At 71.3% G+C, this 26,002-nt stretch carries 25 protein-coding genes and 1 rRNA gene; 3 read left to right on the forward strand and 23 right to left on the reverse strand.

Annotation, left to right across the window (positions count from 1 at the left end):
• Positions 1-123: 123 nt before the first annotated feature.
• Together KYT88_RS10335 and tyrS are read right to left on the reverse strand one after the other, a co-directional pair.
• Positions 124-1,644: ribosomal RNA gene (locus KYT88_RS10335) — 16S ribosomal RNA — on the reverse strand.
• Positions 1,645-2,202: 558 nt separating this feature from the next.
• A complete protein-coding gene (gene tyrS / locus KYT88_RS10340; protein ID WP_119374204.1) occupies positions 2,203-3,507 on the reverse strand; it encodes a tyrosine--tRNA ligase in 1,305 nt (434 codons plus the stop codon).
• A 219-nt stretch (positions 3,508-3,726) separates the two neighbouring features.
• On the opposite strand from tyrS, the gene KYT88_RS10345 reads away from it, so the two are divergent.
• Both KYT88_RS10345 and KYT88_RS10350 read left to right on the forward strand, forming a co-directional pair.
• Positions 3,727-4,434: a DNA-binding protein gene (locus KYT88_RS10345; protein ID WP_119374205.1), complete on the forward strand. Its 708-nt coding sequence runs from the start codon at positions 3,727-3,729 to the stop codon at positions 4,432-4,434.
• A 5-nt stretch (positions 4,435-4,439) separates the two neighbouring features.
• A complete protein-coding gene (locus KYT88_RS10350) occupies positions 4,440-5,030 on the forward strand; it encodes a hypothetical protein (RefSeq protein ID WP_237583636.1) in 591 nt (196 codons plus the stop codon).
• A gap of 30 nt (positions 5,031-5,060) precedes the next feature.
• Here the strand turns inward: KYT88_RS10350 and KYT88_RS10355 are convergent, their stop codons facing one another.
• From KYT88_RS10355 to infC, 19 genes are all read right to left on the reverse strand, one after another.
• Positions 5,061-5,675, reverse strand: coding sequence for a DNA-3-methyladenine glycosylase (locus KYT88_RS10355; RefSeq protein WP_237583637.1), 615 nt, complete (start codon positions 5,673-5,675; stop codon positions 5,061-5,063).
• A 7-nt stretch (positions 5,676-5,682) separates the two neighbouring features.
• On the reverse strand, positions 5,683-5,820 hold the full coding sequence (locus tag KYT88_RS10360) for a hypothetical protein (protein WP_012038681.1): 138 nt from the start codon (positions 5,818-5,820) through the stop codon (positions 5,683-5,685).
• Positions 5,817-7,298: an argininosuccinate lyase gene (gene argH, locus KYT88_RS10365; RefSeq protein ID WP_237583638.1), complete on the reverse strand. Its 1,482-nt coding sequence runs from the start codon at positions 7,296-7,298 to the stop codon at positions 5,817-5,819. Before argH ends, KYT88_RS10360 begins: the two co-directional genes overlap by 4 nt.
• Before the next feature lie 4 nt (positions 7,299-7,302).
• Positions 7,303-8,541 (reverse strand): argininosuccinate synthase, encoded by a 1,239-nt coding sequence (locus KYT88_RS10370; RefSeq protein WP_043584833.1) that lies wholly within the window; start codon positions 8,539-8,541, stop codon positions 7,303-7,305.
• A 47-nt stretch (positions 8,542-8,588) separates the two neighbouring features.
• Positions 8,589-9,512 (reverse strand): ornithine carbamoyltransferase, encoded by a 924-nt coding sequence (gene argF / locus KYT88_RS10375; RefSeq protein WP_043584834.1) that lies wholly within the window; start codon positions 9,510-9,512, stop codon positions 8,589-8,591.
• A 150-nt stretch (positions 9,513-9,662) separates the two neighbouring features.
• Positions 9,663-10,880, reverse strand: a complete 1,218-nt coding sequence (locus KYT88_RS10380) for an acetylornithine transaminase (RefSeq protein ID WP_043584836.1) — start codon at positions 10,878-10,880, stop codon at positions 9,663-9,665.
• Positions 10,877-11,788 carry an acetylglutamate kinase gene (argB, locus tag KYT88_RS10385; RefSeq protein ID WP_043584886.1) on the reverse strand — a complete coding sequence of 304 codons (912 nt, stop codon included), beginning with the start codon at positions 11,786-11,788 and terminating at the stop codon, positions 10,877-10,879. The genes KYT88_RS10380 and argB overlap by 4 nt, the downstream gene beginning before the upstream one ends.
• A 23-nt stretch (positions 11,789-11,811) precedes the next feature.
• The gene (argJ, locus tag KYT88_RS10390; RefSeq protein WP_043584838.1) at positions 11,812-12,966 is read right to left on the reverse strand and encodes a bifunctional glutamate N-acetyltransferase/amino-acid acetyltransferase ArgJ; all 1,155 of its coding nucleotides are present in this window, start codon (positions 12,964-12,966) and stop codon (positions 11,812-11,814) included.
• Positions 12,963-14,012: an N-acetyl-gamma-glutamyl-phosphate reductase gene (gene argC / locus KYT88_RS10395; protein ID WP_043584840.1), complete on the reverse strand. Its 1,050-nt coding sequence runs from the start codon at positions 14,010-14,012 to the stop codon at positions 12,963-12,965. Before argC ends, argJ begins: the two co-directional genes overlap by 4 nt.
• Positions 14,013-14,145: 133 nt before the next feature.
• Positions 14,146-16,689 carry a phenylalanine--tRNA ligase subunit beta gene (gene pheT / locus KYT88_RS10400; protein ID WP_043584842.1) on the reverse strand — a complete coding sequence of 848 codons (2,544 nt, stop codon included), beginning with the start codon at positions 16,687-16,689 and terminating at the stop codon, positions 14,146-14,148.
• A 2-nt stretch (positions 16,690-16,691) separates the two neighbouring features.
• Positions 16,692-17,729 (reverse strand): phenylalanine--tRNA ligase subunit alpha, encoded by a 1,038-nt coding sequence (pheS, locus tag KYT88_RS10405; RefSeq protein ID WP_043584844.1) that lies wholly within the window; start codon positions 17,727-17,729, stop codon positions 16,692-16,694.
• A 118-nt stretch (positions 17,730-17,847) separates the two neighbouring features.
• Positions 17,848-18,672, reverse strand: coding sequence for an amino acid ABC transporter permease (locus tag KYT88_RS10410; protein ID WP_043584846.1), 825 nt, complete (start codon positions 18,670-18,672; stop codon positions 17,848-17,850).
• A complete protein-coding gene (locus tag KYT88_RS10415) occupies positions 18,669-19,316 on the reverse strand; it encodes an amino acid ABC transporter permease (RefSeq protein ID WP_043584848.1) in 648 nt (215 codons plus the stop codon). The genes KYT88_RS10410 and KYT88_RS10415 overlap by 4 nt, the downstream gene beginning before the upstream one ends.
• A gap of 117 nt (positions 19,317-19,433) precedes the next feature.
• Positions 19,434-20,357, reverse strand: a complete 924-nt coding sequence (locus KYT88_RS10420) for a glutamate ABC transporter substrate-binding protein (protein WP_043584850.1) — start codon at positions 20,355-20,357, stop codon at positions 19,434-19,436.
• Positions 20,358-20,513: 156 nt separating this feature from the next.
• Positions 20,514-21,302, reverse strand: a complete 789-nt coding sequence (locus KYT88_RS10425) for an amino acid ABC transporter ATP-binding protein (protein WP_012038694.1) — start codon at positions 21,300-21,302, stop codon at positions 20,514-20,516.
• 151 nt (positions 21,303-21,453) lie between these two features.
• Positions 21,454-22,254 (reverse strand): TrmH family RNA methyltransferase, encoded by an 801-nt coding sequence (locus KYT88_RS10430; RefSeq protein ID WP_043584852.1) that lies wholly within the window; start codon positions 22,252-22,254, stop codon positions 21,454-21,456.
• Between the two features lie 63 nt (positions 22,255-22,317).
• A complete protein-coding gene (gene rplT, locus KYT88_RS10435) occupies positions 22,318-22,710 on the reverse strand; it encodes a 50S ribosomal protein L20 (protein ID WP_012038696.1) in 393 nt (130 codons plus the stop codon).
• A gap of 46 nt (positions 22,711-22,756) precedes the next feature.
• Positions 22,757-22,951 carry a 50S ribosomal protein L35 gene (rpmI, locus tag KYT88_RS10440; protein WP_015490648.1) on the reverse strand — a complete coding sequence of 65 codons (195 nt, stop codon included), beginning with the start codon at positions 22,949-22,951 and terminating at the stop codon, positions 22,757-22,759.
• On the reverse strand, positions 22,944-23,537 hold the full coding sequence (gene infC / locus KYT88_RS10445; RefSeq protein ID WP_015490649.1) for a translation initiation factor IF-3: 594 nt from the start codon (positions 23,535-23,537) through the stop codon (positions 22,944-22,946). The genes rpmI and infC overlap by 8 nt, the downstream gene beginning before the upstream one ends.
• Before the next feature lie 376 nt (positions 23,538-23,913).
• Here infC and KYT88_RS10450 point away from each other — a divergent pair, with 376 nt between their 5' ends.
• Positions 23,914-24,399 carry a DUF1844 domain-containing protein gene (locus KYT88_RS10450; protein WP_043584855.1) on the forward strand — a complete coding sequence of 162 codons (486 nt, stop codon included), beginning with the start codon at positions 23,914-23,916 and terminating at the stop codon, positions 24,397-24,399.
• A 39-nt stretch (positions 24,400-24,438) separates the two neighbouring features.
• Here the strand turns inward: KYT88_RS10450 and KYT88_RS10455 are convergent, their stop codons facing one another.
• Together KYT88_RS10455 and priA are read right to left on the reverse strand one after the other, a co-directional pair.
• Positions 24,439-25,206 carry an SseB family protein gene (locus tag KYT88_RS10455; RefSeq protein WP_043584857.1) on the reverse strand — a complete coding sequence of 256 codons (768 nt, stop codon included), beginning with the start codon at positions 25,204-25,206 and terminating at the stop codon, positions 24,439-24,441.
• On the reverse strand, positions 25,203-25,952 hold the full coding sequence (priA, locus tag KYT88_RS10460) for a bifunctional 1-(5-phosphoribosyl)-5-((5-phosphoribosylamino)methylideneamino)imidazole-4-carboxamide isomerase/phosphoribosylanthranilate isomerase PriA (protein WP_043584858.1): 750 nt from the start codon (positions 25,950-25,952) through the stop codon (positions 25,203-25,205). The genes KYT88_RS10455 and priA overlap by 4 nt, the downstream gene beginning before the upstream one ends.
• Positions 25,953-26,002: the final 50 nt, after the last annotated feature.

A 26,002-nucleotide genomic window follows, 5' to 3' on the forward strand; every position in this document is an offset into this window, starting at 1 on the left:
ACATCAGCCGGCATCAATGTCAATGTTCCACCCATGAGCGCCACCGCCAGGACATACGCCTGACGCGTGACTTGGCACCTATGATCTCCCTGTATACAGAGGAGAGGTGCACATGCTCCTTAGAAAGGAGGTGATCCAGCCGCACCTTCCGGTACGGCTACCTTGTTACGACTTAGTCCTAATCACCGATCCCACCTTCGACAGCTCCTCCCTTGCGGTTAGGCCACTGGCTTCGGGTGTTACCGACTTTCATGACTTGACGGGCGGTGTGTACAAGGCCCGGGAACGTATTCACCGCAGCGTTGCTGATCTGCGATTACTAGCGACTCCGACTTCATGAGGTCGAGTTGCAGACCTCAATCCGAACTGAGACCGGCTTTTTGGGATTCGCTCCACCTTACGGTATCGCAGCCCTTTGTACCGGCCATTGTAGCATGCGTGAAGCCCAAGACATAAGGGGCATGATGATTTGACGTCATCCCCACCTTCCTCCGAGTTGACCCCGGCAGTCTCCTATGAGTTCCCACCATTACGTGCTGGCAACATAGAACGAGGGTTGCGCTCGTTGCGGGACTTAACCCAACATCTCACGACACGAGCTGACGACAACCATGCACCACCTGTATACCGACCTTGCGGGGCACACATTTCTGCATGTTTCCGGTATATGTCAAGCCTTGGTAAGGTTCTTCGCGTTGCATCGAATTAATCCGCATGCTCCGCCGCTTGTGCGGGCCCCCGTCAATTCCTTTGAGTTTTAGCCTTGCGGCCGTACTCCCCAGGCGGGGAACTTAATGCGTTAGCTGCGACACGGAGACCGTGGAATGGTCCCCACATCTAGTTCCCAACGTTTACGGCATGGACTACCAGGGTATCTAATCCTGTTCGCTCCCCATGCTTTCGCTCCTCAGCGTCAGTTACGGCCCAGAGATCTGCCTTCGCCATCGGTGTTCCTCCTGATATCTGCGCATTCCACCGCTACACCAGGAATTCCAATCTCCCCTACCGCACTCTAGTCTGCCCGTACCCACTGCAGACCCGAGGTTGAGCCTCGGGATTTCACAGCAGACGCGACAAACCGCCTACGAGCTCTTTACGCCCAATAATTCCGGACAACGCTTGCACCCTACGTATTACCGCGGCTGCTGGCACGTAGTTAGCCGGTGCTTTTTCTGCAGGTACCGTCACTTTCGCTTCTTCCCTACTAAAAGAGGTTTACAACCCGAAGGCCGTCATCCCTCACGCGGCGTTGCTGCATCAGGCTTTCGCCCATTGTGCAATATTCCCCACTGCTGCCTCCCGTAGGAGTCTGGGCCGTGTCTCAGTCCCAGTGTGGCCGGTCACCCTCTCAGGCCGGCTACCCGTCGTAGGCTTGGTGAGCCATTACCTCACCAACAACCTGATAGGCCGCGAGTCCATCCCCAACCGAAATTCTTTCCACGACCAGGCCATGCGGCCAATCGTCATATCCGGTATTAGCTACCATTTCTAGCAGTTATCCCAGAGTCGGGGGCAGGTTACTCACGTGTTACTCACCCGTTCGCCACTGATCCGCCAGAGCAAGCTCTGACATCACCGTTCGACTTGCATGTGTTAAGCACGCCGCCAGCGTTCGTCCTGAGCCAGGATCAAACTCTCCATAAATGCTTAAACGCACGACCACCCGAAAGCGATCGGCACATCTAAAGCCAGACGTGAACGGGAATCGAACACGAACCAGCAAGTTTGAAACCGACAGAACAAATCATTACTGACTTGCTTGTTTGTTTAAATGTATTCCAAAGGAATCCGAAACGAGCATCCGAAGGACACCCGCAACGGGTATTTGGCATTTGACATTGTGCACGCTGTTGAGTTCTCAAGGAACGGACGCTCCCGACACCGACCATCACAGCCAGCCATCGGAGCTCACACTCCACCGCTCCCCGTGGGAGTGATCCAGACCAAACAGCCCAGCACTCACGTCGGAAGCAGAATCAGACCCTAGCTCAGTTGATGGTAAACACGCAACCCTTCAGGGCCACGGCAACTTCTGTTTCACCAGGATCACCACCACCAGAACAGCTCCGGAAGCTTCTCAGCTCCCCGCCCGTTCCGGCGACAAGAGGAGACATTACGCGGACCACCCCACCCCCGCAAAACCACCCACATCCCGGGCGTGTCGCCACAACCCTCGGAAAGAAGAGCTGATCAAGGGTGGATTCAGGCGACGGTGACGCCCGCGAGGGTCTTCTTGCCCCGCCGGATCACGGCGAAACGGCCGTGCAGGAGGGCGTCGACGACAGCGGCCGCGTCGTCCACCGCGACGTTGTTCACGTAGACCCCGCCCTGCGTGATCGCGCGCCGAGCCTCACCCGCGCTCGAGACCAGACCGGTGTCGATCAGCGCCTGGATCACCGTCGTGCCGGCGGCGACCTCCGCGGACGGGAGCTCGCCCAGCGCGGCGCGGAGCGTCGGCTCGTCGAGCGCGGTCAGCTCGCCCTGCCCGAACAGCGCCTGCGCCGCGGCGATGGCGGACTCCGTCGCCTCGACACCGTGGACCAGCGACGTCACCTCCCAGGCCAGCGTCCGCTGGGCCTCGCGTCGGAAGGGCTCGGACTCCACGGCCCGTGCCAGCTCCTCGATGCGGGCCCGGTCGAGGAACGTGAAGAGGCGGAGGCGCTGGATCACGTCCGCATCCTCCGTGTTGAGCCAGAACTGGTAGAACGCGTACGGGCTCGTCAGGTCCGGGTCGAGCCAGATCGCATTGCCCTCGCTCTTGCCGAACTTGGTGCCGTCGGAGTTGGTGATGAGGGGCGTGCCGATGGCGTGCGCGGTGGTCCGCTCGCTGCGCCGGATCAGGTCGGTGCCACTGGTCAGGTTGCCCCACTGGTCGCTGCCGCCGGTCTGCAGCACGCACCCGTACGTGCGGTGCAGCTCGCGGAAGTCGAGACCCTGCAGGATCTGGTAGCTGAACTCCGTGTAGCTGATGCCCTCGTCGGAGTTGAGGCGCGCGCTCACCGCGTCCTTCTTGAGCATGGTGCCCACCCGGAAGTGCTTGCCGACCTCCCGGAGGAAGTCGATGGCGCTCATCGGCGCCGTCCAGTCCAGGTTGTTCACGATCCGCACGGCGTTGTCGCCCTCGGGGCTGAGGAACGCCGAGACCTGCGCCTGCACACGGCCCACCCAGTCCGCGACCACCTCCGGGTCGTTGAGGGTGCGCTCGGCGGTCGGCCGCGGGTCGCCGATCAGGCCGGTGGACCCGCCCACGAGGCCGAGCGGACGGTGCCCGGCCAGCTGGAAGCGGCGCATGAGCAGCAGCTGCACGAGGTTGCCCAGGTGCAGGCTCGGCGCGGTGGGGTCGAAGCCGCAGTAGTACGTGATGGGCGGACCGGAGAGCAGCTCCTTCAGCGCACCCTGGTCCGTGGAGACATGCACGTACCCGCGCCAGACGATCTCCTCCCACACGTCCTCGAAGGACGGGTCGTTGCGCTGGGAGCAGAGTCGGTCGGGATCGGCGTTCGTCACGCGATCACGGTATCAGCGCGGCATCGCGGGGACGGCGGGACGCGGCGGTGTCGTCCGCTCCCGGGCGGGGCGGTCGGGCTCGGACCGCTGTCGGTGGTCCCGGACATGCTCGTGAGCGCATCGGGGCGATGTGATCAGGCCCATGGGCTTGATCTACGGAGATCAAGTGCATAGCCTTGATGTTCACGCATCAATGACACGGCCTTGAGGGGGTTCCGCATGTTCGTCATCACCGCCGACCAGAAGGGCAGCAGGACCGACGTCGACCGCGCCGGGACGGGACGGGACGATCTGGCGTCGCGCTTCGAGGGCCGGCTCGTGCTCCCGGTCGACCGCACGTCCGGCGACGAGCTGCAGGCGCTCGTCGCCGACGCGGACACCGCCCTCGACATGGCGCTCGTCCTCACCCGCGCCGGGCACTGGAGCGTCGGCCTCGGGATCGGAGCCGTGCGCACCCCGCTCCCCCGGGCGACGCGCGAGGCCACCGGCCCGGCCTTCATCGCCGCGCGTGACGCGGTCGGCGCGGCCAAGCGGAGCGCGACGAGGTTCGCGCTCGCGGTGGATCCGCCTGCTCCCCCGACAGCCGACGGTCCGGGATCCGACGGCCCGGGCTCCGGGCTCCCCGGCCCCGACGAGGTCGAGGCGCTCGTCACGCTGCTGCTCCTGGCGCGGGACCGCCGCACCGCCCAGGGCTGGGACGTCGTCGACCGGATGGCGGACGGGAGCACGCAGCGTGAGGTCGCCGCCGCCCTCGGCATCACTCCCCAGGCCGTGAGCACGCGGCTGCGGACCAGCGCATGGCGCGCCGAGCGGGCCGCGATCCCGGGGCTCGTCGCGCTGCTCGCCCACCTCGACGCGCAGGCGACCCGGGGCGAGGGCACCGCGGCACCCGCACCGCGATCCGCCCGCGCGGGGGCGCGCTCGTGATCCCGGTGGGGACTCCCGGGGAGATCACGGCGTGGATCGCCCTCTGCGTGCTGGTGAGCGCGGCGCTGGTCCTCGCGCTCCTGGCGATGCGGACGCCCCGGACGGGCCGCGTGGCCGCGGCCGCGGGCACGCTCGCCTGCGCCCTCGCGCTCGGGCTGGCCCTCACCGGCCCCGCGTCGCCCCTGGTCGTCGGCTTCCTGGGCCTGATCGCGGTCGTGCTCGCGGTGCTGGGCGGCGGCTCCGCGTCCACCGCGGTGCTCGCCCTCGCCACTCGCGGCTCGGTGCCGCCGGGAGCGTTCGGCGGGATCCTGGTGGCGCCGCGCGGGCACGAGGACGATCCGTCGGCGCTGCGTCGACCCACCCGCGAGGTGCTGCGCGGCGGCGCGACGATCGGGATGCTCGAGCGGCTGGCCGTGGTGGCCGTCATCCTCGCCGGCTACCCCGAAGCGCTCGCGGTCATCATCGCGATCAAGGGCGTCGGCCGGTTCTCGGAGCTCGGCGAGGCTGCGGAGGCGCGAGAGCGGTTCATCATCGGCACGCTGGTCAGCTGGCTGTGGGCCGCCACCTGCGCGGCGGTCGTGCTGGTCGTCCGCTAGTCGCCCACCCGTCCGCGTCGCGCGGACCGGTCAGCGGCGGACGCGCGGCACGTGCGCCCGGTACGCCGAGACGGTCGCGTCGCCCGGCACCCAGAAGCGCCACGGGAAGAGCTCACCGGACCCACCGGGTCCGGACACGCCGACGCGCGGGCCCGCGGCCGGGAGGGCGAGCGGCTCGTCGGGGAGGTCCAGCCGGTACGGCGGCGCGTCCAGCGCCACGCCGTCGTCGGACAGCGGGATCGCCAAGGCGACCGCGAGCCGCGCCGGCCCCCGCGCCAGGTCGCGATCGCGGACCGCGGCGCCGCGCCGGCGCCGCGCGAGCTCGACGCCCTCCACGACCTCGCCGGCGCGCAGCAGCACGCCGGCGCTCGTGCCCTCGGGGCCGCAGACGATGTTCGCGCACGTGTGCATGCCGTACGTGAAGTACGCGTAGAGGTGCGCGGGCGGGCCGAACATGGTCGCGTTGCGCGCCCGCTTCCCGCGGAAGGCGTGCGAGCCGGGATCCTCGCCGACGCCGCGGTAGGCCTCCACCTCGGTGAGGCGCACGGAGACGCGGCCCTCCTCCGAGTCGCGCGAGAGGATCGCGCCGAGGAGCGCGGGCGCCACCTCGACCGCGTCGCGCGCGAAGAAGGCCGCGTCGATCACGCGCGGATCAGATCAGCTCGCCGTTGAGGCTCGCGACGACCACCACGAAGACCAGCACGGCGACGGCCACGCCGATGACGAGCGGCAGGAGCCAGCGGTGCCGCGGCTCGGGCCGCTCGGGACGGCGGCCGTTCGAGAGCGTCACGCCGACGCCTCGCCGGACGCCGCCGCCCGGCGCTCGGCGGCGGCATCGGCCCGCGCGCGCAGCTCGGCCACGCGCCGCACGAGCTCGCCGCGCTGCTCGTCGACGCGCACCCGGGCGGTGCCGCCCACCCCGTCGCGGCTCGCCACCGACCCCTCGATGCTCAGGACCTCGCGGACCTCCGGCACCAGGTGCGGGGACACGGCGCGCAGGTCGTCGTCGGACAGATCCTCGAGGCCGACGCCCCGGGACTCCGCGGCCTTCACGAGCTCACCTGTGATCTCGTGCGCGTCGCGGAACGCCACACGGTGCTTCACGAGCCACTCGGCGACGTCGGTCGCGAGGGAGAACCCCTGCGGCGCGAGCTCGGCCATGCGCTCGGTGTCGAAGCGGAGGGTCGCGATCATGCCGGTGAACGCCGGCAGCAGCACCTCGAGGGTCTGCACCGAGTCGAAGACCGGCTCCTTGTCCTCCTGCAGGTCGCGGTTGTACGCGAGCGGCAGGCCCTTGAGGGTCGCGAGCAGGCCGGACAGGTTGCCGATGAGGCGGCCCGACTTGCCGCGCGCGAGCTCCGCGATGTCGGGGTTCTTCTTCTGCGGCATGATCGACGACCCGGTCGAGAACGAGTCGCTCAGAGTGACGAACCCGAACTCGCGCGTGTTCCAGAGGATGATCTCCTCGCTCAGCCGCGAGAGGTCGATGCCGACCTGCGCGAGCACGAACGCGAACTCGGCCACGACGTCGCGCGCTGCGGTGCCGTCGATCGAGTTCTCGGAGCTGCGCGCGAAGCCGAGGTCGCGGGCGACCGCGCCGGCGTCGAGGCCGAGCGTCGAGCCCGCGAGGGCACCGGATCCGTAGGGCGAGACGTCGGCGCGCGCATCCCAGTCGGCGAGGCGCTCGAGGTCGCGGACCAGAGGCCAGCAGTGCGCGAGCAGGTGGTGTGCGAGGAGCACGGGCTGCGCGTGCTGCAGGTGCGTGCGGCCCGGCATGATCGCGCCGCCCGCCGCCTCGGCCTGCGCGGCCAGCGCGTCGACCAGCTGCACGAGCATCGCGTGGATCACCGCGGCGTGGTCGCGGAGGTACATGCGGACGAGCGTCGCGATCTGGTCGTTGCGGCTGCGGCCCGCGCGGAGCTTGCCGCCGAGCTCGGTGCCCGCGATGTCCATGAGCCCGCGCTCGAGCGCGCCGTGCACGTCCTCGTCGGCCTCGGACGCGACGAGCGCGCCCGAGCGGACGCGGTCCTCGAGGGTGTCGAGCGCCTGCAGCATGGCCTGCCGCTCGGCGTCCGACAGGTAGCCCGCGGACGCGAGAGCACGGGCGTGCGCCCGGGATCCGGCGATGTCGTACGGCGCCAGCTGCCAGTCGAAGTGCGTCGAGCGGCTGAGCGCCACGAGCTCCGGCGACGGGCCGCCGGCGAAGCGGCCGCCCCAGAGGGCGCCCGCCTCGCCCGCGCGGGAGGACGGATCCGTGCTCTCGGTCATGCGGCTACTCCGCGGCGGGCGCGGGGTCGACCGCCAGCGCGGCCTGCTCGACCGCGAGGTCGCGACGCGCCGAGATCTTGCTCGGCAGCGACCACAGCTCGATGAAGCCCTTGGACAGCGACTGGTCGAACGTGTCGCCCGTGTCGTAGGTGGCCAGGTCGAAGTCGTACAGGCTCGACTCGCTGCGGCGGCCGGTGACGACCGCGCGTCCGCCGCGGAGCGTCATGCGGATGTCGCCGGAGACGTGGCGCTGCGAGTCCTCGATGAAGGCGTCGAGCGAGCGCTTGAGGCCGGAGAACCAGAGCCCGTCGTAGACGAGGTTCGCCCAGTCCTTCTCGACGCCGCGCTTGTAGCGGCCGAGGTCGCGCTCGATCGTGAGGCTCTCGAGCTCCTCGTGGGCCTCGATGAGCGTCATGGCGGCGGGAGCCTCGTAGACCTCGCGGCTCTTGATGCCGACCAGGCGGTCCTCGACGACGTCGATGCGGCCGATGCCGTGCGCGCCCGCGGCGGCGTTGAGCTCCTGGACGATGCGGAGCGGCGAGTAGCGCACGCCGTCGATCGCGACGGGGACGCCCGCCTCGAACGTGATGGTGACCTCGGTCGCCTCGCGCAGCACGTCGGGGTCCTGCGTGTACTCGTAGAGGTCCTCGATGGGGCCGTTCCACGGGTCCTCGAGGAAGCCGGTCTCGACCGCGCGGCCCCAGACGTTCTTGTCGATCGAGTAGGGGCTCTTCTTGCTCTGCTCGATGGGCAGGTCGTGCTCGTTCGCGTAGACGATGGCCTTGTCGCGCGTGAGCGCGAGGTCGCGGACCGGCGCGATCGAGGTGAGGTCGGGCGCGAGCGCGGCGACGGCGGCCTCGAAGCGCACCTGGTCGTTGCCCTTGCCGGTGCAGCCGTGCGCGACGCTGTTCGCGCCGAGCTCGTGGGCGACGCGCGCGAGGTGCTTGGCGATCAGCGGGCGGCTGAGGCCCGAGACCAGCGGGTAGCGCTTCTGGTAGAGGGCGTTGGCCTTGAGCGCGGGGACGATGTAGTCGTCCGCGAACTCGTCCTTCGCATCCACCACCACGGCCTCGACCGCGCCGCAGTCGAGCGCGCGCTGCCGGATGACCTCCATGTCCTCGCCGCCCTGGCCGACGTCGACCGCGAGGGCCACGACCTCCTTGCCGGTCGCGTCCTTGAGCCAGCCGATGCCGACCGAGGTGTCGAGTCCGCCGGAATATGCCAGTACCACGCGTTCGGCCATGCCGTTCTCCGTTTCGTTGCTGAGGTGTCTCGGGGTGTGGGGCTGCGTCAGGACTGGCGCAGGAGCCAGACGAGCAGCGCCTTCTGGGCGTGCAGGCGGTTCTCCGCCTCGTCCCAGACCACCGATCGCGGGCCGTCGATGACCTCGGAGGCCACCTCGTACTCGCGGTCGGCGGGAAGGCAGTGCAGGAAGATCGCGTCGTCGACCGCGTGATCCATGAGCTCGGTGGTGACCTGGTACGCGCCCAGCTCGGCGAGGCGCACGGCCTTCTCCTCCTCGCGGCCCATGGACACCCAGGTGTCGGTGATGACGACGTCGGCGCCGGTGACGGCCTCGACGGGATCGGCGAGGATCCGGACGGAGCCGCCCGTGGTCGCGGCGATGCGCTCGGCGTCGGCCACGACGTCCTCGGCGGGCACGTAGCCCGCGGGAGCGGCGATGCGCACGTGCATTCCGGCGGTGACGCCGCCGAGCAGGTAGGAGTGCGCCATGTTGCTCGCGCCGTCGCCGAGGAAGACGAGGGTCTGGCCGGCGAGGTCGCCGCGGTGCTCGCGGATGGTGAGCAGGTCGGCGAGGATCTGGCACGGGTGGAAGTCGTCGGACAGCGCGTTGACGACAGGGACCGTCGTGCCCGCGGCCATCTCCTCGAGGCCCGCCTGGCCGTAGGTGCGCCAGACGATGGCGGCGACCTGGCGCTCGAGCACGCGCGCGGTGTCGCTCGCGGTCTCCTTGCCGCCGAGCTGGCTGCTGGCGGTGCTGATGATGAGGGGGACACCGCCGAGGTCCGCGATGCCGACCGCGAAGGAGACGCGGGTGCGGGTGGAGGACTTGTCGAAGATCACCGCGACCGTCTGCGGGCCGGCGAGGGGGCGCTCGGACCAGCGCTCGCGCTTGAGCTGCACCGCCAGGTCGAGCACCTCGGACTGCTCGGCCGGGCTCAGGTCGTCGTCGCGCAGGAAGTGGCGGGTCATCGCATCGCTCGCTCTCGGGGGACTTGCGGATCGCTCAAGCCTAGGGGACGTGCGGGGGCGGATCCGTCGACGGGCACCCCCGCGCGGGGGTGCCCGCGGACGGATGCGGCGTGGGGCCAGGACCGTCGTGTCGGCCGGCCCCCGCCCGGGTCAGCGCAGGTGCGCCAGGGCGCGGCCGAACCGCTCGCGGAAGTCGCGCACCTCGTCGTCGCCCACGATGAGCGGCGGCGCGATGCGGAGGCTGCGCGCGTTCGGCGCGTTGATGATGAGCCCCTCGCCGAGCGCGGCGGCCGCGATGCGCCCGCCGTCCTCGTGGTGCAGGCCCACGCCGATGAGCAGCCCGCGGCCGCGCACCTCGGCGATGAGCGGGGAGGCCAGCCCGGTGATGGCCGCGCGGATCTCCTCGCCGCGGCGGGCGGCGTTCTCCACGAGCCCGGCGTCCTCGATCTCGGCCAGCACGGCGTTCCCCGCGGCGGTCGCGAGCGGGTTGCCGCCGAAGGTGGATCCGTGCTGGCCCTTCTGCAGCAGGTCGGCGGCCTCGTCGAACGCCACGAGCGCCCCGATGGGCACTCCGCCCGCGATGCCCTTGGCGATCGTGACCGCGTCCGGCCGGACGCCCTCGTGCTCGTACGCGAACCAGCGGCCCGTGCGCCCGACGCCGGTCTGGATCTCGTCGAGGATGAGCAGCGCCCCGTGCTCACGCGTGAGCTCGCGGGCGCGGCGGAGGAAGCCGGCGGGCAGGTCGACCACGCCGGCCTCGCCCTGGATCGGCTCGAGGATGAGCGCCTGGACGGTGTCGTCGATGGCCGCCTCGAGCGCCTCGAGGGTCGGCGCGATGTGCTCGACGCCGCCCGGCAGCGGGAGGAACGGCGCCTGCAGCGCGGGCTGGCCGGTGAGCGCGAGCGCGCCCATAGTGCGGCCGTGGAAGGAGCCCTGCAGCGTGATGACGCGCGTGCGATGCGCGGATCCGTTGCGCCGGGCGAGCTTGAACGCGGCCTCGTTCGCCTCGGCGCCCGAGTTGCCGAAGTAGACCCGGCCCGTGTCGCCCGCGCCGGTGATGCGGCGGAGGCGCTCGGCGAGCGCGATCTGCGGCGGCGTCGCGAAGTAGTTGGACACGTGGGCGAGCGTCGAGACCTGCTCGGTGACCGCGCGGATCAGCGCAGGGTGCGCGTGCCCGAGCGAGTTGACGGCGATGCCCGCGAGGAAGTCGAGGTACTCGCGGCCCGTCGAGTCCCACACGCGGCAGCCCTCGCCGCGCACCAGCATGGCGAGCGGCGGCGGGGAGGAGCGCATCATCGCGGCCTGGAAGCGGTCGGACCACTCGCTCTCGGTCTGGGTGGTGCGGCGCTCTGGCTGGGTCGTGGTCATGCGGGCACGACCTCCGTTCCGATTCCGTTCGTGGTGAAGATCTCGAGGAGCATCGAGTGCGGGATGCGGCCGTCGATGATCGCGGCCTTGGGCACTCCCCCGTCGACGGCTTCGAGGCATGCCGCCATCTTCGGGATCATGCCCGACTCGAGCGACGGCAGGAGCGCGCGGAGCTCGTCGGCGCGGATGTCCGAGACGAGCGACCCGCGGTCGGGCCAGTCGCGGTAGAGGCCCGCGACGTCGGTGAGGATCACGAGCTTCTCGGCGCCGAGGGCCACGGCGAGCGCGGCGGCCGCGGCGTCCGCGTTGACGTTGAGGGAGACGGCGGGGTCGTGCTCGTCGGGCGCGATGGAGGAGACGACGGGGATGCGGCCGGCGTCGAGCTGCGCGAGGACGGCCGTGGGATCCACCGCCACGACGTCCCCGACGAGGCCGAGGTCGACGTCGACGCCGTCGACCACGGCGCCACGACGGCGGCCCGTGAAGAGCCCGGCGTCCTCGCCGGAGACGGCGGCCGCGAGCGGGCCGTGCGCGTTGATACCCCGCACGACGTCGCGGCTGACCTGCCCGGTGAGCACCATGCGCACGACCTCGAGCACCTCGGGCGTGGTGACGCGGTATCCCCCGCGGAACTCGCTCTCGATGCCGAGGCGGGTGAGCATCGCGCTGATCTGCGGACCGCCGCCGTGGACGACGACCGGTCGGAGCCCCGCGTATCGCAGGTACACGACGTCCTCGGCGAAGGTGCGCGTGAGCTCCTCGTCGACCATGGCGTTGCCGCCGAACTTCACGACCACTATGCGGTCGTGGAAGCGCTGCAGCCACGACAGCGACTCGATGAGCGTCGCGGCCTTCGACTCGGCCTGCGCCTGGTCGAGGTCGGCGGCGTCCTGCGTGATGGCGGTCACGTCCGTCCCGTCTGCGTCGCCCATCAGCTGGCGTACGCGCTGTTCTCGTGCACGTAGTCGTGCGTGAGGTCGTTGGTGAGGATGGTCGCCGTCGCGTCGCCCGCGTGCAGGTCGATGAGCACGTGCACGGCGCGCGGGTGCAGGTCGACCAGGTCGCGGCTCTCGTGCGGCTCGCCCGCGCGGCACACCTCGACGCCGTTGATGGCGACGTCGATGCCGTAGGGGTCGAACTCCGCGCCGGTCGTGCCCACGGCGGCCAGCACGCGGCCCCAGTTGGGGTCGTTGCCGAAGACCGCGGCCTTGAAGAGGTTGCTGCGCGCGACCGCGCGGCCGACCTCGACGGCGTCGTCGTCGGACGCCGCGTGCACGACCTCGATGGCGATGTCGTGGGAGGCGCCCTCGGCGTCGGCCTGCAGCTGCTCGGCGAGGTCCGCGCACACCGCGGTGAGCGCCGCCTGGAACTCCTCGGCGTCGGGCACGACGCCGGATGCTGCGGAGGCGAGGAGCGTGACCTGGTCGTTGGTCGACATGCAGCCGTCCGAGTCGAGCCGGTCGAACGTGACGCGCGTGGACTCGCGGAGCGCGGCGTCGAGCGCAGCGGAGTCGAGGTCGGCGTCGGTGGTGATCACCACGAGCATGGTGGCGAGCCCCGGCGCGAGCATGCCCGCGCCCTTGGCCATCCCGCCCACGGTCCAGCCCGCGTCGGAGGTGCTGGCCGACTGCTTGGGCTTCGTGTCGGTGGTCATGATGGCGCGGGCCGCGTCGTCACCCCCGCCGTCGGCGAGCACGACGGCGACGCGGGCGACCCCGTCCTCGAGCTTCTCGAGCGGGAGCTGCTCGCCGATGAGGCCCGTGCTGCAGACGAGCACGTCGCCGCTGGAGACGTCGAGCGCGCGGCCGACCGCCTCGGCGGTGGCGTGCGTGACCTGGAAGCCGCGGGATCCGGTGTAGCAGTTCGCGCCGCCGGAGTTGAGCACGACGGCGCTCACCCGGCCGTCGCCGATGACCTGGCGCGACCAGAGGATCGGGTTCGCCTGGCAGCGGTTGCTGGTGAAGACCGCGGCGGCCGCCTGCGACGGGCCCGTGTTGCGGACGAGGGCGACGTCGAGCGCGCCCGTGGACTTGAGGCCCGCGGCGACCCCTCCGGCGACGAAGCCGCGTGCGGCGGTGACGCTCACGGGGCGACCCCGTTCACCGGGAGGCCCATGGCCTCGGGCAGCCCGAGCGCGATGTTGGCCGACTGGATCGCCGCGCCCGCCGTGCCCTTGACCAGGTTGTCGATGGCCGTGACCGTGATCACGCGGCCCGCGGCCTCGTCGATCGCGATGCCCACGAGCGCCGTGTTGGATCCCGTGACGTCGGACACGTTCGGGAAGGACCCCTCCGGCAGCAGGTGGACGAACGGCTCGTCGGCGTAGGCGAGCTCCCATGCCGCGCGCACGTCGTGCGCGGAGAAGCCGGGGGCGAGGCGCGCGGTGGCCGTGGCGAGGATCCCGCGGGCCATCGGCACGAGCACGGGCGTGAACGAGACGCTCACGTGCCCGCCGCCCGCCGTCTCGAGGTTCTGTCGGATCTCCGGGGTGTGGCGGTGGGTGCCGCCGACCGCATAGGCGCTCGCGGATCCGAGGATCTCGCTGGCCAGCAGGTTCGTGCGGAGCGACCGCCCCGCGCCGGACGGGCCGACGGCCAGCACCGCGACGATGTCCTCCGGCTCGATGACGCCCGCGCGGATGCCCGGCTGGAGGCCGAGCGTGATGGCGGTGACGTTGCAGCCCGGGACGGCGATGCGCTTCACGCCCGACAGGCGCGTGCGCTGGGTGCCGCCCTCCTCCGCGTGCAGCAGCTCGGGCAGGCCGTACGGCCAGGCGCCCGCGAAGTCGCCGCCGTAGAACGCGTCCCACGCGGCCTCGTCGACGAGCCGGTGGTCGGCGCCGCAGTCGACCACGAGGGTCTGGTCGTCGAGCTCGGCCGTGATGGCGCCCGACTTGCCGTGCGGCAGAGCGAGGAAGACCACGTCATGGCCGGCCAGCTGCTCGGCCGTCGTCTCGACGAAGGTGCGGTCGGCGTACGAGGTGAGGTGCGGGTGCACCTGACGCAGACGCTCGCCCGCGTTCTGGAATGCGGTGAGCGTCTGGACCTCGAGGCGCGGGTGGTCGGCGAGCAGGCGGAGGAGCTCCCCGCCCGCGTAGCCGCTGGCGCCCGCGACGGCGACTGAGAATGACATGCCTCAAATCTAGTGCCGGTGCCGGAGGGGTCCCGCCGGGCGGGCACCCGCAGACGCACGCGTGGGCGGACCCTCCCTGGGGAGGAGTCCGCCCGCGTGGACGGCCGTGCCGCGACCGCCGCGGCGGCTGCGCCTACTCCCTGAGCGCCGCGCCGAACCGATCGGCGGCCAGCCGCACTGATCCGTCACGGGCCTCGCTCGCCTCGGCCGCCGTCAGCGTGCGGTCGGGAGCGCGGAAGCGGAGCGCGAACGTGAGCGAGCGCGTGCCGTCCTCGACGCCGGGACCGCGGTAGTCGTCCACGAGCCGGGCGGACTCGAGCAGCTCGCCCGCGCCCTCGACCACCGTGCGGAGCAGCTCCCCCGCCGGGACCTCGAGCGGCACCACGAGGCTGAGGTCCTGCGTGGCGACGGGCATCGAGGTGAGCGTGCGCACCTCGACCGCGCCGCCCGCCAGCTCGACGAGCCGGTCGAGGTCGACCTCGGCGAGCGCGACGCGCTCGGGCAGGTCGAGCGCGGCGGCGAGCGCGGGCAGGAGCTCGCCGGCGAAGCCCACGATGACGGGGCCGTCGGCCGTCACGGCCTCGACCGCGGCCGTGCGTCCGGGATGCAGGGCGATGTGGCTGCCCTGCTCGAAGCGGATCTCCACGCCCACCGCGTGCGCCAGCTGCCGCACAGCGTCGAGCGCGTCGACGAGGCCCGCGCGCTGCGCCGGGGTGCCCGGCTGCTTCGGGACGGCGTCCCCGAGGATCAGCACGCCGACGTGGCGCGGCTGCGGCGGGATGCCCGCATCCAGCGCCCGCAGCGTGTCCGCGTCGGGGCGCGCGGCCCCGGGCGGCATCTCGGGAGAGCCGTACGCGACGCCGGCACGGGGCAGGAACACGGTGCCGGTCTCGAAGACGGCCAGGTCGGTGGATCCGCGCGAGAGGTTGCGCCGCGCGATGTCGACGAGCCCCGGCAGCAGGGAGCGGCGGAGGTACGGGAACGCGACGTCGAGCGGGTTGGCCAGGCGCACCGCGGGCGCGTCGTCGCGGTCGGCCGCGCCGAATCGCGCGTTCTGCGCCTCGGACGCGAACGGAGACCCCATCACCTCGGTGAGCCCGCCCGCCGCGAGCGCGATCGAGGCCTGGCGGCGGAGGCGCTGCGCGGCGGTGAGGCCGCGGCCGGGGGGCGCGACGGGCAGCACGGCGGGGATCCGGTCGTAGCCGACGATGCGCGCGACCTCCTCGACGAGGTCGGCGCGGTGGCGGAGGTCGGGTCGCCAGGTCGGCGGGGTGACGGCGAGCACGCCGTCGCGCTCGTCGAGGGCGCAGCCCACGTCGACGAGCGCGTGGCGCACCTCGTCCTCGGTGTAGTCGACGCCGACGAGCGACGCGGGGTAGCCGAGCGGCAGCTCGATCGCCTCACGCGGCGCGGTCGTGTCGAGGATCGAGCCGAGGCCGTCGGCGTGGCCGCCCGCGAGCTCCTCGAGGAGCTGGACGGCGCGCGCCGCCGCGGCGGGGGCGATGCGCGGATCCACTCCCCGCTCGAAGCGCTTGGACGCCTCGCTCGGCAGCTTGTGCCGGCGAGCGGTGCGCGCGATGGACACCGGATCGAAGCCCGCCGCCTCGATCAGCACGCGGCTGGTGCCCGCGCCGATCTCGGTGGCCGCGCCGCCCATGACGCCCGCGAGCCCGACCGGGCCGGAGCCGTCGGCGATGACGAGGTCCTCGACGTGGAGCGCGCGCTCGCGCCCGTCGAGCGTGACGAGCGTCTCGCCCTCGGCGGCGCGACGGACGACGATGCCGCCCTGCAGCCGGTCGAGGTCGTACGCGTGCAGCGGCTGGCCGAGCTCCAGCATCACGTAGTTGGTGACGTCGACGGCCAGCGAGATCGACCGGACGCCCGCGAGGGTCAGCCGCGACACCATCCACGGCGGCGTGGGCCGGGAGAGGTCGATGCCGGAGACCACGCGCGTGACGAACACGTCGGCGCCGATGCGGCCGCGGATCGGGGCCGCGTCGTCGACGAGCACCTCGATCCCCTGGACGGGCGCGTCGGCCGCGAGCAGCGCGAGCGCGTCGGCGGGATCCGTGAAGGCCGCGCCCGTGGCGTGCGCGTACTCGCGGGCGATGCCGCGGATCGAGAACGCGTAGCCGCGGTCGGGCGTGACGTTCACCTCCACCGCGCGGTCGTCGAGGTGCAGGAGCGCGAGGGCGTCCGTGCCGACCTCGGGGTCGAGGCCGAGCGAGGAGAGGACGAGGATCCCGTCGTGCTCCTCCCCCAGGCCGAGCTCGCGCGACGACGCGATCATGCCGTCGGACACGTGCCCGTACGTCTTCCGCGCGCTGATGGGGAACGGGCCGGGGAGCACCGCGCCGGGCAGGCTCACCACGACCTTGTCGCCGACCACGAAGTTGTGGGCCCCGCAGACGATGCCGCGGACGTCCTCGCCGCCGTCGGCCGCCGAGGCGCCCTCGGGCGCGACGCGCACCTGGCACCAGTTGATGGTCTTGCCGTTGGTCTGCGGCTCGGGGCTCGCCTCGAGCACCTGCCCGACGACGACGGGGCCGGAGATCGAGAACGCGTGCACGTCCTCCTCCTCGAGGCCCACCTTCACGAGGGACGCGTGGACGTCCTCGGGGGTGACCCGCGCGGGGAGCTCGACGTGCTCGCCGAGCCAGCTGATCGGGATCCTCACGACTACACCACCATCCCGAACTGCGCGCCGAACCGGATGTCGCCCTCGACGATGTCGCGCATGTCGGAGAGGTCGTTGCGGAACATGAGGGTGCGCTCGGTGCCCATGCCGAACGCGAAGCCCTGGTACTCGTCGGGGTCGATGCCCGCGGAGCGCAGCACGTTCGGGTTCACCATGCCGCAGCCGCCCCACTCGATCCAGCGGGGTCCGCCCGCGGCGGCCGGGTGCCAGACGTCCATCTCGGCGCTCGGCTCGGTGAAGGGGAAGTAGTTGGGACGCAGGCGGATGCGCGCGTCCTCGCCGAACATCGAGCGCGCGAAGTGCTCGAGCGTGCCGCGGAGGTGCGCCATGGTGAGGCCGCGGTCGATGGCGATCCCCTCGATCTGGCGGAACGCGGGCGTGTGCGTCGCGTCGAGCTCGTCGCTGCGGAAGGTGCGGCCCTGCGCGATCGTGTACACGGGCAGCTCGTCGGCGAGCAGGGTGCGGATCTGCACGGGCGAGGTGTGCGTGCGGAGCACCAGGTGCGCGTCGGTCGGATCCACGTAGAAGGAGTCCTGCATGGCGCGCGCCGGGTGGTCGGGCGGGAAGTTCAGCGCGTCGAAGTTGAACCACTCGCTCTCGAGCTCGGGGCCCTCGTTCACCTGCCAGCCCATGCCGACGAAGATGTCGGCGATGCGCTCCTCGAGCATGGTGAGCGGGTGGCGGGCGCCCGCGCGCCAGCGGCTCGGCAGCGCGGTGACGTCGACGGCCTCGGCCACGAGCCGCTCGGCGGCCTCCTGCTCCTGGATCTCCGCCTCGCGCGCCTGGAACGCCTGCGTGACGCGGGCGCGCGACTGGCCGACGAGCTTGCCTGCGTCCTTGCGCTCGGCGGGCGGCAGCGAGCGGAGCGATCCGTTCAGCCGGGCGAGCGGCGAGGCCTCGCCGATGTGGGCGGAGCGCGCCTGCGCGAGCGACGCGGAGTCGGTGGTCGCGGCGAGCGCGGCCATCGCCTCGTCCACGGCGGAGGCGACGCTCTCCTCGGAGATCTGGGGTTCGGACATGAGGCCCGAGTCTACCGATCGCCGGGGCCGCGACCGGCCCCGGCGAGGACGCACGACGGGCCCGACGCTCGCACGCGACGGGCCCGCGACGGGTGACGGGGAGCGCCCCGCGGCGCGCCTACGCCCCCTGCGACGTCCCCGCCGCGACGGTCTTCGCCACGCGCGGTCCGCGCTTGCGGGCGAGACGTCGCGCGATGGTCGACACCGTGAGGTTGAGCACGAGGTACATGCCCACCATGACCACGAAGATCGGCAGCGAGTTGGCGCGGCTCGTGGCCTCGAGGATCAGCTCGCCCTGCTTGGTGAGGCCGACGAGGCTGACGATGGTGCCGAGCGCGGTGTCCTTGATGAGCACGACGAGCTGGGCGACGATGATCGGCAGCATCGTCCGGAACGCCTGCGGGAACTCCACGAGCAGCCGGTTCTGCAGCGGCCGGAGCCCGATCGCCAGTCCCGCCTCGCGCTGGCCGCGCGGCAGGCCGAGGATCCCGGAGCGCAGGGCCTCGCCGATGATCGCGCCGTTGTAGAGCGCGAGCGCCGTGACGACCGACCAGTACGGGCCGATGGGGAAGATCAGGTAGATGAACAGCATCATCAGCAGCACGGGCATGCCGCGGAAGAACTCGAGCACCACGGTCACGGCGTAGCGGATCGCGCGGTGCTCGCTCATGCGGAGGAGCGCGAGCACCATGCCCAGGAGGATCGCGAGGACCGCGGCGACCGCGGCCGACTGCAGCACCACGACGAGGCCCCGGAGGAGCAGCCCCCAGACGAGCGGGTCGTTGAGCACGAGCCAGATGTCGGGGCTGAACTGACCCGCCTGCTGGAGCTTCACGGCGGCGAAGGCGAGCACGGCCACCACGATGACGCCCGTGACGACGGAGAGGATGCGGGAGCGACGGCGGGCCTTGGGGCCGGGGACGTCGTAGAGGACCTGGCTCATCGGGAGACCGCCACTCGCTTCTCGAGGTGGTCCGCCAGCTGGCCGAGCGGGACCGTGATGATGAGGTAGAAGAACGCGACGCCCACGAACACCCAGACGACCGCGTCGCCGTTGGCGTTCGCGACGTCGCGACCCACGTTGAAGAGCTCGTAGATGAAGTACGCGCCCGCGATCGACGTGTTCTTCGTGAGCGCGATGACCACGTTGATCAGCGGCGGGATGACGGTGCGCACGGCCTGCGGCAGGATCACCGACCCGAGCGTCTGCGAGAACGTCAGGCCGATGCTGCGGGCGGCCTCGGCCTGGCCGACGGGCACGCTGTTGATGCCCGAGCGGATCGCCTCGGCGAAGAACGGCGCCGTGTAGAGCGTGAGCGCGAGCACCGCGGCGGTCATGAACGGCAGCGCGCCCGAGATCGACGTGATCACGACGCTGAAGAAGGTGAAGACGAGCAGCAGCGGCGTGTTCCGCAGCAGCTCGACGTAGACGGTGGAGGTGGCGCGGAGGCTCGCCACGGGCGAGATCCTCATCGCGGCGATCACGATCCCCAGCGGGAGGGCGAACAGCACGGTGAGGCAGAGGAGGCGCAGCGTGCCGCCGAAACCCCGCAGGAACACGTCGAGATTGTCGAGGATCACATCCACGGCGCACCTCCTATGGTCTGCACCCGGCGGGCCGGGCGATGGTCGGATCCGGGCTCGTCTCGCCCGGACAGGGGACGGGTCCCGCGCGCGCATCAGCGCACGCGGGACCCGGTGGGACTAGTAGCGGTCGATCGCCGGGGGCTCCGGCGTGTCGATGACCGTGCCGGCCGTCGCCTTGAACAGGCGCGCCCAGGTGCCGTCGTCGTAGGCCTCCTGCAGCGTGTCGTTGATGAACGTGCGGAACGCCTCGTCGTCCTTGGCGATGCCGATGCCGTAGGGCTCCTGGGTGAAGGTCTCGCCGTCGCCGACGAGCTTGAACTCGCCCTCGTTCTGGTCGATGAAGCCGGAGAGGATCACGTTGTCGGTCGTGACCGCGGACACCTGGCCGTTGCGCAGCGGGTCGAGGCACTTGCTGTAGACGTCGGTCGGCACGACGACCGCGCCGAACGTGGCCTCGATGTTCGCGGCGGGGGTGGATCCGGCGACGGAGCAGACCTGCTTTCCGCGGACGTCCTCGGGCGTGTTGATCGTGGTGTCGTCCGCGAGGACCATGAGCGCCTGGCCGGCGACGTAGTACGGTCCGGCGAAGTCCACGACCTCCTTGCGCTTGTCGTTGATCGTGTAGGTCGCGACGACCGCGTCGACCGAGCCGTTCTGGATGAAGGGCTCGCGGTTCGCGGACACCGTCTCCGTGAACTTGATGCCGTCGAAGGGGATGCCCATCTTGCTGGCGACGAGCGCGGCGATCGCGACGTCGAAGCCCGCGGGCTTGCCGTCGAGCCCGGCGAGGCCGAAGAGCGGCTGGTCGAACTTCGTGCCGACCTTCATCTCCCCCGCCGCTGCCAGGCGCGCCATCGTGGTGCCCTCGTCGAACGTCGGGTTCTCCGCGAGCGCGAGCTTGTAGGGGCCGTCGCCGTTCTCGGGGGCGTTCGTGCCGGCGTCGATGCCGCTGTTCGACGCGCTGCCGGCGGCGCCGCAGCCCGTGAGGGCGACGACGACGATCGCGGCGGCCGCGGCGATGGTCAGTTTCCTGTTCTTCATGGTTCCCGTTTCTCTGCTGGTGAGGTGGATGACGGACGCGATGGGGATCGCTCGTGGTGCGTGGTGCGGGTCGTGCCATGGTGCGGCGCCCGGACGCGCCTGCCTCGGCGGCGTCCGGATGCGGGAGGGCGGGAGGGCGCGTGCCCTCCGCGCGCGTCAGTGGGCGAGGATCTTGGAGAGGAAGTCCTTCGCGCGCGGGCTCTGCGGATCGTCGAAGAAGGCCTGCGGGGTGGTGTCCTCCTCGATGGCGCCATCGGCCATGAAGATCACGCGGTCCGCGGCCTTGCGGGCGAAGCCCATCTCGTGGGTGACGACCATCATCGTCATGCCGTCCTTGGCGAGGCCGACCATCACGTCGAGGACCTCGGTGATCATCTCGGGGTCGAGCGCCGAGGTGGGCTCGTCGAGGAGGATCAGCTTCGGGTCCATCGCCAGCGCGCGGGCGATCGCGACGCGCTGCTGCTGGCCGCCGGAGAGCTGGGCCGGCATCTTCTGCGCCTGGTTGGCGACGCCGACGCGGTCGAGGAGCTCCATCGCCCGCTTCTCCGCCTCGGCCTTGCCCTGCTTGCGCACCTTGATGGGGCCGAGGGTCACGTTCTCGAGCACGGTCTTGTGCGCGAAGAGGTTGAAGGACTGGAAGACCATGCCGACGTCGGCGCGGAGGCGCGCGAGCTCGGCGCCCTCGGACGGGAGGTCCTGGCCGTCGATCGTGATGGTGCCGTCGTCGATGGTCTCGAGCCGGTTGATCGCACGGCACAGCGTCGACTTGCCCGACCCGCTGGGGCCGATGACGACGACGACCTCGCCGCGGTTCACCGTGGTCGAGATGTCCTTGAGGACGTGCAGGTCCCCGAAGTGCTTGTTGACGTGGGATACGACGACCAGGGGCTCGCCGACCGCTGCTGCGGCGGGCGAGGCGGGGTCCGCCGTCGGGCTCTGCTCCATGCGAACACCATATCCATGCCGGTGTTTCGTCCGCGTTTCCGCGGGGCATCGTCACCCCATCGTGACGCGTCGGCCGCGTTTCCGCCGATCAGGGGCGGTGCCGGCGCGCACCCGAACGACGCGCATCCGCCGGGTGTCCGGCGCGTGACGCTTAGGCGCGCTGCGCGAACGCCGACTCGTAGAGGCAGACGGAGGCGGCCGTCGCGAGGTTCATCGACTCGGCCTGGCCGTAGATCGGCACGACGACGGCGCGGTCGGCGAGGGCGAGGTGCTCGTCCTGGATGCCGCGGGCCTCGTTGCCGAAGAGCCACGCCGTGGGGCCGGCGAGCCCGCCCGACGTGCGCTCCGCGAGGAGGTCGTCGCCCTTGACGTCCGCGGCGAGGACCTGGAGCCCCGCCGCCTTCACGCGCTCGAGCACAGCGTCGAGCTCGGGCATGATCGCGACCGGCAGGTGGAAGAGCGAGCCCGTCGTGGCGCGCACGACCTTGGGGTTGTAGAGGTCGACGGAGCGGCCCGTGAGGATCACCGCGTCGGCGCCCGCGGCATCGGCCGCCCGGATGATGGTGCCGGCGTTGCCGGGGTCGCGCACCTCCTCGAGGATCGCGATGAGGCGCGGGTCGTCGCCGAGGATCTGCTTGAGCGACGTCGGGAACTGCCGGCACACGCCCACCACGCCCTGCGGAGTGACGGTGTCGGCCATCGACGCGATCACGTCCTCGGTGACGAACTCGACCTCGACGCCGGCCTCGCGGACGGCGCGCGCGAGGTCCGGGTAGCGATCGAGGGCCGTGGGGGTCGCGAACAGCTCCTGGACGAGGTCGGGCCGGAACGCGAGCGCCTCCGAGACGGCCTGCGGCCCCTCGAGGAGGAAGAGGCCCGTGTCGGCGCGTGCATCCCGCTTCGCGAGCTTGGCGACGCCACGGACACGCGGGGAGCGGGGATTGTCGAGCATGCCTGCAACACTAACGGCGCGCCCCCGGTTGGGGACGCGCCGTCGGCGGTGGTGCGGGAGGTGCTAGGCGTTCGCCGCGACCTTGGGGGCCGAGGTGTTCGCGGGCAGGGCGGCCTTGGCCGTCTGCACGAGCGAGGCGAAGGTCGCGGGCTCGTGGACCGCGAGCTCCGCGAGGATGCGGCGGTCGACCTGGACGCCGGCGAGCGAGAGGCCCTGGATGAGGCGGTTGTACGTGAGGCCGTTCGCGCGGGCGGCGGCGTTGATGCGCTGGATCCAGAGGCGGCGGAACTCGCCCTTCTTCGCACGGCGGTCGCGGTACGCGTAGACGAGGGAGTGGGTGACCTGCTCCTTGGCCTTGCGGTACAGACGCGAGCGCTGGCCGCGGTAACCGGCGGCGCGCTCGAGGATGACCCGACGCTTCTTGTGGGCGTTGACGGCCCTCTTGACTCTTGCCATTTCAGTGATTCCTATTCGAGTTCAGATGTCGCGGACGACGAGGGGCCTAGCGGCCGAGGAGCTTCTTGGCGACCTTCATGTCGGCCTTGGCCAGGGGCTGGTCCTGGTTGAGTCGCGCCTTGCGCCCGGAGGACTTGACCTCGAGGTTGTGCCGCATGCCCGCCTGCTGCTTCATGATCTTGCCGCTGCCGGTGACCTTGAAACGCTTCTTGGCACCCGAGTGGGTCTTCTGCTTAGGCATTGTTCTCTTCTCTCGCTTCTCGTGCGCTCGCCTTGGTGGCGTCGCGCTTCGCGTTGGCCTCGGCCTTGGCCTCGGACTTGTTCTTGTGCGGTCCGATGACCATGACCATGTTCCGGCCGTCGATCGTGGGGGTGGACTCGACGCTGCCGAACTCGGCGACGTCCTCCGCGAACATCTTGAGCAGTCGCACGCCCTGGTCCGGACGCGACTGCTCGCGCCCGCGGAACAGGATCATGGCCTTGACCTTGTCGCCGTCCTGCAGGAAGCCCTCGGCGCGCTTGCGCTTGGTCTCGTAGTCGTGCTTGTCGATCTTCAGGCGGAAGCGCACCTCCTTGAGGATGGTGTTCGCCTGGTTGCGACGCGCTTCCTTGGCCTTCTGCGCGGCCTCGTACTTGAACTTGCCGTAGTCCATGATCTTCGCCACGGGGGGCTTGGAATTGGGCGCGACCTCGACGAGGTCGAGGTCGGCTTCCTGCGCGAGCCGGAGTGCGACGTCGATGGATACGACGCCGACCTGCTCGCCTGCTGGGCCAACGAGGCGAACCTCGGGAACTCGGATTCGATCGTTGGTACGGGGATCGCTGATGGACTGCTCCTATTCGTGTCTTCGGGTGGCCCGGCGGCTCTCGGGGAGCCGCTCGGATTCGAGACGAGGAGGGTTCTTCACCAGGGTGCGACGGATCCGTCGCACTCGGCAACACGCCCATGCCCGCATGATGCGGGGCTCCCGTCCTGCGCGGTTCCCGTTGGGGAGCCGTTCGGACGGGGGAGCGAAATCGACCCGGTAACCTATGGAGGCGGTCAAGCGCGGGTGGGAGATCAATCCTCTTTCGAACCGGGACTGTGACAGCCCCGGAGCCGTCGATCAGCATAGCAGACGCCGACCCCGCCCCGGAAGGGCGGCCACGACGAGCTCCCGCCGCCTCCGCCATCCGGCACCGCCACCCAGCCCGAGGACTCACATGACCGACCAGGCCCAGCCCGACCCCGCGACCACCGCACCCGCCGACCCCGCGTCCGCCGGTCCGGCCGACGCCCACGTGCACCGCTTCGAGGAGCCCGCCGCGACCGGCGACGGCACCTCGGTCGCGGGCGTCGCGGACGACGACACCGCCGACTTCGTCGCCGACCAGTACGCGCGCGACATCGCGGAGGTCTCCGCCGTGGAGGTCATCACGACCACGGCCGTCCACCTGATGAGCGCCGCCGCCGTCAAGTGCGGGCTCGCCGACGACCCCGCCACGCAGACCGACCTCGCCGAGGCGCGGAAGCTCATCATCTCGCTCGCGGGCCTCGTGACCGCCGCGTCCCCGGAGCTCGGCGACCAGCACGCGCGCAGCCTCCGCGACGGCCTCCGCTCCCTGCAGCTCGCCTTCCGCGAGGCGTCGCCGTACCCCGACGCCGTCGGCAAGGGACCCGGCGAGAAGTACACCGGCCCCGTCTCCTAGGCCAGCCGCCCGCCGGGGCTCGCGAGCCGCGCCCGCGGGTCAGCGCGCGGACGTGATCCGGAGCCCCATGCTGTCGACCCGGTCGGCGAGGACCGCGCTCCGTGACCACTCCCCCTGCAGCCGCGCCAGCAGCGCGTCGAGCGCCGGGCGGTCGAGGCCGTCGACGAGCTCCAGCGCGATCATCAGCTCCGGGCCCTCGAGGCGTGCGCGCGGATCGCCCGGTGCCGTGCTCACGGACACGACCGCGGGCTCCTCGGCGACGCTCGCCTCCAGCGCCGCGACCACCTCCGGGTCCTCAGGGCTCGGGGTCCACGGCAGCGACCGGGCGACCGCCCACACCGCCGGCCGCCGCAGGACGAACTCCGTGTCGGACATCGGGTCGACGACCACGAGGTCGGTCTCCTCGCTCGCCGCGGCCAGCGCCACACGGACGGCGTCGGCCGGGACGGGACGCGCGGCGGGGTTCCACCTGCCCATCGCGGCGACGGATGTGAAGACCGGCATGACGGTGCGCCCGTCGGGCCCGGCCACCGTGATGATCGACAGCTCGGCGCTCTTGTCCGCCTTCAGGCCGTGCGCGCCCTCACCCTCCTCGCCGAGGCGGGCGACAAGCGGGATCAGCAGGCGCGCGTCGCGGAGCGCGTCCACGACCGCGGCCTGCCCGACCTCGCCGCGACCGTGCCGCGCGAGCGCGGCCGCGACGGCGGGCGGCGCCGATCCGTCGTCGTCCGGGAACGGGGTGGGCTCGAACGACCGGCCCGCCCAGGGGGTCCCGGCCGAGTCGGCGTGCGAGGAGGATCCCGTCATCGCTCCCCGGCGATGTCGAGCGCCTCGCCGAGCGTGAACGCGCCCGCGTACAGGGCCTTGCCGACGATGGCGCCCTCCAGGCCGAGCGGCACGAGCTCGCGGAGAGCCTGGATGTCGTCGAGGCTCGAGACGCCGCCCGAGGCGACGACCGGGCGCTCGGTGCGCTCGAGCACGTCCCGGAGCAGCTGCAGGTTCGGGCCCTGGAGCGTGCCGTCCTTGGTGACGTCGGTGACGACGTAGCGCGCGCACCCGGCGTCCTCGAGGCGCTCGAGGACCTCCCAGATGTCGCCCCCGTCCTGCGTCCAACCGCGCGCGGAGAGCGTGCGGCCGCGGACGTCGAGCCCCACCGCCACGGCCTCGCCGTGCTGCGCGATGACGCTGGCCGCCCACTCGGGGTTCTCCAGCGCGGCGGTGCCGAGGTTGATCCGCGTCGCGCCGCTCTCGAGCGCCACGTCGAGCGAGCGGTCGTCCCGGATCCCGCCGGACAGCTCGATCTGCACGCCGTCGATGGCGCGGATCACACGGGAGATCACCGACAGGTTGTCCCCGCGGCCGAACGCGGCGTCGAGGTCGACGAGGTGCAGCCACTCGGCGCCCTGCTCCGCCCAGTCGCGGGCGGCGTCCACGGGGTCGCCGTAGCCGGTCTCGGTGCCGGCCGCGCCCTGCGTGAGGCGGACGGCCTGGCCGCCCGCCACGTCGACGGCGGGCAGCAGGGTCAGGCGGGGGGTGCTGGTGAACTCGCTCATGGGGCCTTCCATCGATGGGGCGCGGGCGTGCGGGATGCCGCGCAGGGCGG

The organism is Clavibacter sp. A6099 (assembly GCF_021919125.1).
In the GTDB taxonomy this organism is placed as follows: Bacteria; Actinomycetota; Actinomycetes; order Actinomycetales; family Microbacteriaceae; genus Clavibacter; species Clavibacter seminis.

Excerpts from the sequence above, each read along its gene's own strand:
- KYT88_RS10345 (WP_119374205.1), top strand. The coding sequence starts at position 3,727 with ATGTTCGTCATCACCGCCGACCAGAAGGGCAGCAGGACCGACGTCGAC.
- argH (WP_237583638.1), bottom strand. The coding sequence starts at position 7,298 with ATGACCGAGAGCACGGATCCGTCCTCCCGCGCGGGCGAGGCGGGCGCC.
- KYT88_RS10370 (WP_043584833.1), bottom strand. The coding sequence starts at position 8,541 with ATGGCCGAACGCGTGGTACTGGCATATTCCGGCGGACTCGACACCTCG.
- argF (WP_043584834.1), bottom strand. The coding sequence starts at position 9,512 with ATGACCCGCCACTTCCTGCGCGACGACGACCTGAGCCCGGCCGAGCAG.
- KYT88_RS10380 (WP_043584836.1), bottom strand. The coding sequence starts at position 10,880 with ATGACCACGACCCAGCCAGAGCGCCGCACCACCCAGACCGAGAGCGAG.
- argC (WP_043584840.1), bottom strand. The coding sequence starts at position 14,012 with ATGTCATTCTCAGTCGCCGTCGCGGGCGCCAGCGGCTACGCGGGCGGG.
- pheS (WP_043584844.1), bottom strand. The coding sequence starts at position 17,729 with ATGTCCGAACCCCAGATCTCCGAGGAGAGCGTCGCCTCCGCCGTGGAC.
- KYT88_RS10410 (WP_043584846.1), bottom strand. The coding sequence starts at position 18,672 with ATGAGCCAGGTCCTCTACGACGTCCCCGGCCCCAAGGCCCGCCGTCGC.
- KYT88_RS10420 (WP_043584850.1), bottom strand. The coding sequence starts at position 20,357 with ATGAAGAACAGGAAACTGACCATCGCCGCGGCCGCCGCGATCGTCGTC.
- KYT88_RS10425 (WP_012038694.1), bottom strand. The coding sequence starts at position 21,302 with ATGGAGCAGAGCCCGACGGCGGACCCCGCCTCGCCCGCCGCAGCAGCG.
- KYT88_RS10430 (WP_043584852.1), bottom strand. The coding sequence starts at position 22,254 with ATGCTCGACAATCCCCGCTCCCCGCGTGTCCGTGGCGTCGCCAAGCTC.
- rplT (WP_012038696.1), bottom strand. The coding sequence starts at position 22,710 with ATGGCAAGAGTCAAGAGGGCCGTCAACGCCCACAAGAAGCGTCGGGTC.
- rpmI (WP_015490648.1), bottom strand. The coding sequence starts at position 22,951 with ATGCCTAAGCAGAAGACCCACTCGGGTGCCAAGAAGCGTTTCAAGGTC.
- KYT88_RS10450 (WP_043584855.1), top strand. The coding sequence starts at position 23,914 with ATGACCGACCAGGCCCAGCCCGACCCCGCGACCACCGCACCCGCCGAC.
- KYT88_RS10455 (WP_043584857.1), bottom strand. The coding sequence starts at position 25,206 with ATGACGGGATCCTCCTCGCACGCCGACTCGGCCGGGACCCCCTGGGCG.
- priA (WP_043584858.1), bottom strand. The coding sequence starts at position 25,952 with ATGAGCGAGTTCACCAGCACCCCCCGCCTGACCCTGCTGCCCGCCGTC.